Origin of the sequence: Methylibium sp., assembly GCF_031393925.1 — a bacterium.
GTDB lineage: Bacteria > Pseudomonadota > Gammaproteobacteria > Burkholderiales > Burkholderiaceae_C > Methylibium.
Map to the genome: position 1 here is coordinate 26105 of NZ_JANMWL010000159.1, position 8530 is coordinate 34634.

An 8530-nucleotide genomic window follows, 5' to 3' on the forward strand; every position below is an offset into this window, starting at 1 on the left:
TGCGACGCCCGCATGGCCCGTGCCTTTCGCAACTGGCCGGTCAAGCCACATGCGGCGCCGGCCCGCCCCATGCCCACCGACGACGACGATTCCACCCGCCTTCAGAGCCCACGCGCTGCGCAGCGTGCTGCGCAGCGCGTGCAACTCACCTACGCGCTCGGCAGCGACGGCCGCCAGGGGCCGGTGCATCACCCGCTGTTCGAGTTGCTCGGCGCCTTGCACGACGGCGGCTCGATCTCGGCCACCGCGGGGGCGCTGGGTTTGTCCTACCGCCATGTGTGGGGCGAGCTGCGACGCTGGGAGGTGCAATTCGGCCACGCGCTGGTGGTCTGGAACAAGGGCCAGCGCGCCGTGCTCACCCCCTTCGGCGAAAAGCTGTTGTGGGCCGAACGGCGCGCGCAGGCGCGGCTGGCGCCGCAGATCGAGGCGCTGCGCATGGAACTCGAGCGCGCCTTTGCCGATGCCTTCGACGACCGCATCGACGTGCTCTCGGTCAGCGCCAGCCACGACCAGGCGCTGCCGCTGCTGCGCGAACTCGCGCTGGCCGAGCAACTGCATCTCGACCTCGAGTTCACCGGCAGCCAGGACGCACTGCGCGCGCTCGACAGCGGCCGCTGCCAGCTGGCCGGCTTTCACGTTCTCGACGGCGCCGCGCGCGGCTCGGTCAGCGCGCGCGCCTACCGCGCGCGCCTGGAGCCCGGCCACCACAAGCTCATCGGGTTTGCGCAACGCAGCCAGGGACTGATGGTGGCGCCCGGCAACCCCCTCGGCGTGGCGTCGTTGCAGGCCCTGCAGCACGACACCTTGCGCTGGGTCGGGCGCCCGCCGGGCACCGGCACGCGCGTGCTGCTGGAAGAATTGGCAGAGCAGGCGGGCGTCGCGCTGCCAGCGAGCTTCGCGCTGGTCGAGCCTTCGCATGTGGCCGCCGCCCAGGCGGTGGCCAGCGGCGCGGCCGACGTGGCCTTCGGGCTCGAGGCCGCGGCACGCGCCGTGGGGCTCGACTTCGTGCCGCTGGCGCGCGAGAGCTATTTCCTCGTCACGCGCAAGAGCGCGCTGGCGCTGAGCGCCGTGCAGCGGCTGGTGACACTGCTGCGTTCACCGGCCTGGGCAGCGACGCTGGCCGGCTTGCCCGGCTACCAGGCCGCCGAGCCCGGTGCCGTGCTCGCCCTCACCAAGGTGCTGCCGTGGTGGACGTACCGCAGCGCGCGCCAGGCTTAAGGCCAACCGCCTCGGCAACGGCCCTCACCGCTCGCCTGCTTGCGACCCGGACCCGACCTCATGAAATGGCTTCGATTTCAAAGCGGTGCGCGCACTGGCTTCGGCACCCTCGACGCGGACGCGGGCACGGTCCACGTTCACGGCGGCACGCTGTTCGATGAGCCCGAGCCGAGCGGCGAGCGGCTCGCCCTGGGCGAGATCGCGTGGCTCACGCCCTGCGCGCCGAGCAAGATCATCGGCCTGTGGAACAACTTCCATGCGCTGGCCGACAAGAACGGTTGGGCGCGGCCCACCGAGCCGCTTTACTTTTTGAAGGCACCGAGCAGCGCAGCGGCACACGACCAGGCCATCGCGGCGCTGCCCGAGGCGCTGGGCCGCGTGGCCTACGAAGGCGAGCTGGCGATCGTGATCGGCCGTCGCGCGCGCTGCATTGCACCCGACGCCGCGGCGGCGCACATCTTCGGCTACACCTGCGCCAACGACGTGACGGCGATCGAATTGCTGGGCCGCGACCCGGCGTTCCCGCAGTGGACGCGCGCCAAGAGCTTCGACGGCTTTGCCGCCTTCGGCCCGGTGATCGAGACCGCGTTCGACCCGGCACGCGCCACGCTGCGCACGCGCGTGGCCGGGCGCGAGCGACAGCACTACGCGCTGGCCGACATGATCTTCGCGCCCGCGGAGCTGGTGTCGCGCCTCTCGCACGACATGACGCTCGAGCCCGGCGACCTGATCCTCTGCGGCACTTCGCTCGGCGTGCTGCCGATGAAAGCCGGCAGCGAAGTCGAAGTGGAGATCGAAGGCATTGGTGTGCTGGCCAATCGCTACGGGTGAGCGCGCACGCCTAGCGCCACACCGCGCCGCGCCGCATTGGCAAAAACCCCTGATCGCGAGCGACCCCTGGGCGTCGCCGCGGCCGCTTACCCTTGCGGTCGGCACATGCCGACAACACCACCCTCGGGGGAGAGTTTCATGAACTGGTTTTTGCAAGCGCTCCAGAAATACGCGACCTTCAGCGGGCGGGCGCGCCGCTCCGAGTATTGGTACTTCTTCCTGATGTACCTCCTGATTTTCGTCCTGCTCGCCATCGTCGACGGCATCACCGGCTCCTTCAGCGCCAAGAGCGGCGTCGGCTTGCTGAGCGGTGTGTTCGCACTCGCGATGCTGCTGCCTTCGCTGGCCGTCGGTGTGCGGCGCCTGCACGACATCGGCCGCAGTGGTTGGTGGCTGCTCATCGCCTTCGTACCGCTGATCGGCGGCATTGTCTTGCTGCTGTTCGCGGTGAAGGTCGGCACGCCGGGCGACAACGAGTACGGCGCCGTCCCCGAGCTTGAAGCCGCTTGATCGCTGACGCGGCGCGGCGCGTCGGCGCCCGCGCACGGTCGCTCTAGCCTACCGGCTGCAGCACCACGCGCGAATGCGCGTCGCCGAAGGTCTTGGCCAGCAGGCTGGTGGCCGCATGGATCGCGTCGATGCTCGGCGTGGGCGTGCCGGTGATGCGCGCCAGCTCGACCACGCTGCCCAGCAGCGCCTCGAGCTCGAGCGCACGGCCGCTTTCCACGTCCTGCAACATCGAGGTCTTGTGCGCGCCCACCGCCTGGGCACCGGCGATGCGTTGATCGAGCGAAATCTTGAACACCACGCCGAGCTTTTCGGCCACGGTGCGGGCCTCGGTCATCATCGAAGTGGCCAGCGCGCGCGCGGCCGGGAAGCGGCAGATGTCTTCCAGCGTGGCGTGCGTGAGCGCGCTGATCGGGTTGAAGCTGAGGTTGCCCCAGAGCTTGATCCAGATTTCGCCGCGGATGTCCTTGGCGACGGGGCTCTTGAAGCCGGCGCGGATCATTGCCTGCGACAGCGCCTCGACGCGCGGGCTGCGCGTGCCGTCGGGCTCGCCGAGCGTGAAGCGGTTGCCTTCGATCACGCGCACGACACCGGGCTCGACCAGCTCGGCCGCCGGGTAGACAACGCTGCCGATGACGCGTTCGGGCTCGATGTGGGCCGCGATCACACCGCCCGGGTCGACGCTCTGGAGCTGGCGGCCTTCATACGGGCCGGCGAGCTTGTGAAAGTACCACCACGGCAAGCCGTTGATCATGGTGACGACCATGGTGTCGGGGCCGAACAGCGCACGCAGGCCGGGCAGCAGGTCCTTGACCTGGTGCGCCTTCACCGTCAGCAGCACGGCGTCTTGCGGGCCGGCCTCGGCCATGTCCTGCACCGCGCGCACGCTCGTCGCGTGTTGCTCGCTGCCGTCTTCGAGCCGCAGCCGAAAGCCGTTGGCATTGATGGCCGCGAGGTTCTTGTTGCGCGCGATGAAGGTGACCTCTTCACCGGCCAGGGCCAGCCTCGTGCCGAGGTAGCCGCCTATGGCGCCAGCGCCCACGATGGCGACCTTCATGATGCCTCGCCAGCGCCCACGATGGCGACCTTCATGATGTCTCGCCAGCGCCCACGATGGCGACCTTCACCGTGCACTCCCGCCATCGTCGCTCGATTCGCCCGCCTTCATGCGCGCCCTGAGGATGCCCAACAACGGCCACAGCAACAGAACGATCGCGATCCCGGCAATGCTGGCCACCAGCGGGTTGGCCCAGAAGATGGCAAGGCTGCCCTGCGAAATCAGCATCGACTGGCGAAAACTCGCCTCCGCCATGTCGCCCAGCACCAGCGCCAGCACCAGCGGCGCGAGCGGGTACTTCAGCTTCTTGAACAGGTAGCCGAGCACGCCAAACGCCAGCATCAACCACACGTCGAACATCGAGTTGTTGACGGTGTAGGCGCCGATGGCGCAGATGACGATGATGATCGGTGCAATCACCGAGAACGGAATACGCAGGATCGAGGCCCAGAACGGCACCGTCGTGAGCACCACGATCAGGCCGACCAGGTTGCCGAGATCCATCGAGGCGATCAGGCCCCAGACGAAGTCCTTCTGTTCAATGAACAGCATCGGCCCGGGTTGCAGTCCCCAGATCAAGAGGCCGCCGAGCAGCACCGCCGCGGTCGGCGAGCCGGGAATGCCGAGCGTGAGCATCGGCAGCAAGGCGGACGTGCCGGCCGCATGCGCCGCGGTTTCCGGTGCGAGCACGCCTTCGATCTGGCCCTTGCCGAAGGAGTGCGGGTCCTTGGACATGCGCTGCGCCACGCCGTAGCTCATGAAGGACGCCGGTGTGGCGCCGCCCGGTGTGATGCCCATCCAGCAGCCGATGGCGGTGGAGCGCAGGAAGGTGAGCCAGTAGCGCGGCAGCGTCTTCCAGGTCTCGAACACGACGCGCGGGTTGATCTTGGCGGTCTTGCCCTTGAAGGCCAGGCCTTCTTCCATCGTCAGCAGGATCTCGCCGATACCGAACAGGCCGATCACCGCGATGAGGAAGTTGAAGCCCTTGAGCAGGTCGGTAAAGCCATAGGTCATGCGCAAGGTGCCGGTCACGCTGTCCAGGCCCACGGCGGCGAGGGCAAAGCCGAACATCATCGAGGCAATGGTCTTGGCGGGGGGCTCCTTGCTCATGCCCACGAAGCTGCAGAAGGTGAGCAACTGCACCGCAAAGAATTCGGCCGGGCCGAACTTCAGCGCAAAGCGCGCCAGCAGGGGCGCCAGGAAGGTGATGAGCAGCACCGCGAACAGCGCGCCGACGAACGACGAGGTGAAGGCCGCCGTGAGCGCCTGCGCCGCCCTGCCCTGCTGCGCCATCGGATAGCCGTCGAAGGTGGTCGCCACCGACCACGGCTCGCCGGGGATATTGAACAGGATCGAGGTGATGGCCCCGCCGAACAGCGCGCCCCAGTAGATGCAGCTCAGCATGATGATCGCCGAGGTCGGGTTCATGCTGAAGGTCAGCGGCAGCAGGATGGCAATGCCGTTGGCGCCGCCGAGTCCCGGCAGCACGCCGATCAACACGCCCAGCGTGATGCCCACCAGCATGAACAGCAGGTTGGGGCCGGTCATGGCGACGGCAAAGCCGCCCATCAGGTTGTTCAGTTCATCCATGGAAGTCTTTAGAAGCCGAGCAGTTGCTCGATCGGTCCCTTGGGCAGTGCCACCAGGAACCAGCGCTCGAACACCAGGAAGAACGCCAGCGGCACACCCACCGACACCGCCAGGGTCAGCGGCCAGCCGTAGCGGCCGTGGCGGCGCATGAAGTAGCCGATCAGCAGCAGCGAGGCGACGTAGATCCCGAGCAGCCGCACGCCACCCACGTACACCACCATCGGCACCAGCACCGCCATCACGCTGGCAAGTTGGGAGCGCTCGGCAAAGGGCGCGTCGGCGCGGCGCCAACGCAGCAGCGTGCGGATCAGCACGCTGCCGCTGGACGCCAGCAGCAGCAGGCCCACGTAGAACGGAAAATAGCCCGAGCGCGGGCCGTCGTCGGCCCAGCCGATGCCCACGCGCAGGCTGTCGGTGATCACCAGCAGCGCAAAGGCCACCAGGAAGATCGCCAGGCCTGCCTCGGGCCAGCGTGAGCCCACGGGCGCGGAAGAATGTTTGTCATCGCTCATGCGAACTCCTGCTGCGCAAACTAAAGCCGCGCGGCTCGAACCCGGAAACCGGAATGGTGCAAGGGGGACGCCGAACCGCCGCGCTCCCCGCCTGCTCAGTTCACGATGAAGCCGGCTTCCTTCATCAGCGTGCGGTGCAGCTGCTCGGTCTTGCCCAGCCAATCAGAAAACTCGGCGCCCGACATGCTGGTCTGGTTGAAGGCGCCCTTTTCCATGAATTCCTTCCACTCCGGCAGCGCCCGCACCTTGGCGAGCAGGTCGACGTAGAACTTGAGCTGATCGGGCGTGACGCCGGGCGGCATGAAGATGCCGCGCAGCATGGTGTAGTCGACCGGCAGGCCGGCGGAGGCGCAGGTCGGCACGTCCTGCCAGGCCATGGTGGCGGTGAGCTTGGCCTTGTAGGGCATCTTCACCTTGTCCATCACGCACAGCGGCCGCAGCTTGCCGGCGCGCCAGTGCGACTCGGCCTCGATCGGGTTGTTGACGGTCGAGTCGATGTGCTTGCCCACCAGCTGCACCGCCACGTCGCCGCCGCCCTTGAAGGGGATGTAGGTCAGTTTCTTGCCGGCCGCCTTCTCGATCATCACGGTGATGATCTGGTCTTCTTGCTTGGAGCCGGTGCCGCCCATCTTGAAGGTATTGGCCGGCTGCGCCTTCACTGCGTCGAGGAAGGCCTTGGCAGTCTTGTGCGGCGACTCCTCGTTGACCCACAGCACGAACTGGTCGAGCGCCATCATCGACACCGGCGTCATGTCGCGCCAGTTGAACGGCACGCCCGTGGCCAGCGGCGTGGTGAACAGGTTGGACAGCGTGATGACGATCTTGTGCGGGTTGCCGGGGTCGCCCTTCACGTCGAGGAAGCCCTCGGCCCCGGCGCCGCCGGACTTGTTGACCACCACCAGCGGCTGCGCCATCAGCTTGTTCTTGGCGACCACGCCCTGAATGAAGCGCGCCATCTGGTCGGCGCCGCCGCCGGTGCCGGCCGGCACCACCAGTTCGACCGGCTTGGTCGGCTCCCAGGCGAAGGCGGACGCGGCACAAGTGGCCGCCAGCAAGGCCGCGCTCGCGGCGCGGATGAATCGAAATGCTGTCATCGTGTGTCCTTGAAATGTGGGTCGCGTGGGTGCGGCTTCAATGCAGGCCTAGCTTGGCCGCCAGGCCAATGCGCTGCAGCTTGCCGGTCGCCCCCTTGGGAATCTCGTCCATGAACAGGATCTTCTTGGGCACCTTGTAGTCGGCCACGCGCTTGGCGACAAACTCCTGGATCTCACGCTCGGTGGCGACAGCGCCTTCCTTGAGTACCACCACCGCCGCGACCTCCTCGCCGAGCTTGGGGTGCGGCATGCCGAAACACACCGTCTGCGCCACGGCCGGGTGATCCATGAGGATTTCATCGACCTCCCGCGGACTGACTTTTTCGCCACCGCGGTTGATGATTTCCTTCAGGCGCCCGGTGAGGCTCAGGTAGCCGTCGGCGTCCTGGCTGCCCTGGTCGCCGGTGCGAAACCAGCCCGCAAGGAAGCCTTCTTCGTTGGCCTGGGGGTTGTTCTCGTAGCCGGCCGTCACGTTGGGGCCACGGATCACGATCTCGCCGATCTCGCCGGCCGCCAGCAGCGTGCCGTTCTCGCCCATGATCGCCACCTCGGGGCCGGCGGCCAGCCCCACCGAGCCCGGCTTGCGCGACAGCGGCGGCAGCGGGTTCGAGGCCATCTGGTGGGTGGCCTCGGTCATGCCGTAGGACTCGATCAGCGGCGCATTGAAGATCGCTTCCAACTCGCGGATCACCTGCGGCGGCATCGACGAAGACGACGAGCGCAGGAAGCGCAGCGGGTTGCGCGCAATGACGTCGGCATTGCCCTTGGCGCGCTGCACGATGGCCTGGTGCATGGTCGGCACCGCCGTGTACCAGCTGGGCTTGGCCTCGTCCATCCAGGCAAAGAACTTCAGCGCGTTGAAGCCCGGCGTACAAAACACCTGCGAGCCGGCCGAAACCGGTGCCAGCACGCCGGCAATGAGCCCGTGGATGTGGAACAGCGGCATGATGTTCAGGCCGATATCCGTCGCGGTGAACTGCAGCGTGCCGCGGATGTGGGCCGCGGAGGCGCAGAGGTTGGCCACCGACAGGGGCACGATCTTGGGCCGCGAGGTGGTGCCCGAGGTGTGCAGCACCATGCCGACGTCGCCCGGCTCTGCGTAGCCGCCCAGCGTTGCCGTGCGCGGCGCGCCCCCTTCGCGCGCGACCAGCCGAAAGTCACCGGCCGCAGCACCCGCATCGGCCACCAGGTCGACGATGCGCACGCCCAGCTTCCTGGCCACTTCGATGGCCGGTGACGTGCTGGCCTGCTCGACGATCAGCACCTTGGCGTTCAGGTCCGACAGGTAGAACTCGAACTCGTCGGCGCGGTAGCCGGGATTGAGCGGTGCGCTGGTGGTGCCGGCGGCGCAGGCGAGATAGCAGGTCGCCATCTCAGGACCATTGGCCAGCACGATCGCAACGCGGTCGTTGCGCCCGACACCCAGCGCATTGAGGCTGGCCAGCGTCCTGTCGACCAGCGTGCGCAGGGCGGCATAGTCGAGCGGTGCGCGGCCGGGTGCGGCAATCGCGATGGCGCCGTCGGCACCCGCGGCGAGCAGATCCTTGAAGCTCATGTGGTTCGTCTCGATTCGTTCTTTGAGCGCTGCTCGAAGGCAGCTCGGTGGCATCACAAGAGACTACCGGGGGCTAGCCTGAAGCGGCCCCGGGGTTTGTCGGGAGCCGGTCGGCCAGAGGCAGGCCTTGCTGCCGGGAAAGTCTGCCGCATCAGGGGTGGCGGCT

The 8530-nt window shown here is 67.7% G+C and carries 8 protein-coding genes; 3 read left to right on the forward strand and 5 right to left on the reverse strand.

All coding sequences use genetic code 11. The features are described 5' to 3' along the window. Positions 1 to 12: 12 nt before the first annotated feature. The 3 genes from RMO12_RS09085 (at position 13) to RMO12_RS09095 (ending at position 2559) form a co-directional block, all read left to right on the forward strand. Positions 13 to 1218: a substrate-binding domain-containing protein gene (locus RMO12_RS09085; RefSeq protein ID WP_309639040.1), complete on the forward strand. Its 1206-nt coding sequence runs from the start codon at positions 13 to 15 to the stop codon at positions 1216 to 1218. Between the two features lie 60 nt (positions 1219 to 1278). Then, the gene (locus tag RMO12_RS09090) at positions 1279 to 2049 is read left to right on the forward strand and encodes a fumarylacetoacetate hydrolase family protein (protein WP_309625980.1); all 771 of its coding nucleotides are present in this window, start codon (positions 1279 to 1281) and stop codon (positions 2047 to 2049) included. Between the two features lie 138 nt (positions 2050 to 2187). Further along, positions 2188 to 2559 carry a DUF805 domain-containing protein gene (locus RMO12_RS09095; RefSeq protein WP_309639041.1) on the forward strand — a complete coding sequence of 124 codons (372 nt, stop codon included), beginning with the start codon at positions 2188 to 2190 and terminating at the stop codon, positions 2557 to 2559. A 43-nt stretch (positions 2560 to 2602) separates the two neighbouring features. Here the strand turns inward: RMO12_RS09095 and RMO12_RS09100 are convergent, their stop codons facing one another. From RMO12_RS09100 to RMO12_RS09120, 5 genes are all read right to left on the reverse strand, one after another. Beyond that, a complete protein-coding gene (locus RMO12_RS09100; RefSeq protein ID WP_309639042.1) occupies positions 2603 to 3613 on the reverse strand; it encodes a 2-dehydropantoate 2-reductase in 1011 nt (336 codons plus the stop codon). A 66-nt stretch (positions 3614 to 3679) separates the two neighbouring features. Beyond that, positions 3680 to 5203 carry a tripartite tricarboxylate transporter permease gene (locus tag RMO12_RS09105; RefSeq protein ID WP_309639043.1) on the reverse strand — a complete coding sequence of 508 codons (1524 nt, stop codon included), beginning with the start codon at positions 5201 to 5203 and terminating at the stop codon, positions 3680 to 3682. An 8-nt stretch (positions 5204 to 5211) separates the two neighbouring features. Continuing rightward, on the reverse strand, positions 5212 to 5715 hold the full coding sequence (locus RMO12_RS09110) for a tripartite tricarboxylate transporter TctB family protein (RefSeq protein WP_309639044.1): 504 nt from the start codon (positions 5713 to 5715) through the stop codon (positions 5212 to 5214). A gap of 95 nt (positions 5716 to 5810) precedes the next feature. Continuing rightward, positions 5811 to 6809, reverse strand: coding sequence for a tripartite tricarboxylate transporter substrate-binding protein (locus RMO12_RS09115; RefSeq protein WP_309639045.1), 999 nt, complete (start codon positions 6807 to 6809; stop codon positions 5811 to 5813). 37 nt (positions 6810 to 6846) lie between these two features. Next, positions 6847 to 8364: an acyl--CoA ligase gene (locus RMO12_RS09120; RefSeq protein WP_309639046.1), complete on the reverse strand. Its 1518-nt coding sequence runs from the start codon at positions 8362 to 8364 to the stop codon at positions 6847 to 6849. Positions 8365 to 8530 lie beyond the last annotated feature (166 nt).

What these genes read in the sequence shown, in the direction of transcription:
- RMO12_RS09115 (WP_309639045.1), bottom strand. Translation starts at nt 6,809, where the DNA reads ATGACAGCATTTCGATTCATCCGCGCCGCGAGCGCGGCCTTGCTGGCG.
- RMO12_RS09095 (WP_309639041.1), top strand. Translation starts at nt 2,188, where the DNA reads ATGAACTGGTTTTTGCAAGCGCTCCAGAAATACGCGACCTTCAGCGGG.
- RMO12_RS09110 (WP_309639044.1), bottom strand. Translation starts at nt 5,715, where the DNA reads ATGAGCGATGACAAACATTCTTCCGCGCCCGTGGGCTCACGCTGGCCC.
- RMO12_RS09120 (WP_309639046.1), bottom strand. Translation starts at nt 8,364, where the DNA reads ATGAGCTTCAAGGATCTGCTCGCCGCGGGTGCCGACGGCGCCATCGCG.
- RMO12_RS09100 (WP_309639042.1), bottom strand. Translation starts at nt 3,613, where the DNA reads ATGAAGGTCGCCATCGTGGGCGCTGGCGCCATAGGCGGCTACCTCGGC.
- RMO12_RS09090 (WP_309625980.1), top strand. Translation starts at nt 1,279, where the DNA reads ATGAAATGGCTTCGATTTCAAAGCGGTGCGCGCACTGGCTTCGGCACC.
- RMO12_RS09105 (WP_309639043.1), bottom strand. Translation starts at nt 5,203, where the DNA reads ATGGATGAACTGAACAACCTGATGGGCGGCTTTGCCGTCGCCATGACC.
- RMO12_RS09085 (WP_309639040.1), top strand. Translation starts at nt 13, where the DNA reads ATGGCCCGTGCCTTTCGCAACTGGCCGGTCAAGCCACATGCGGCGCCG.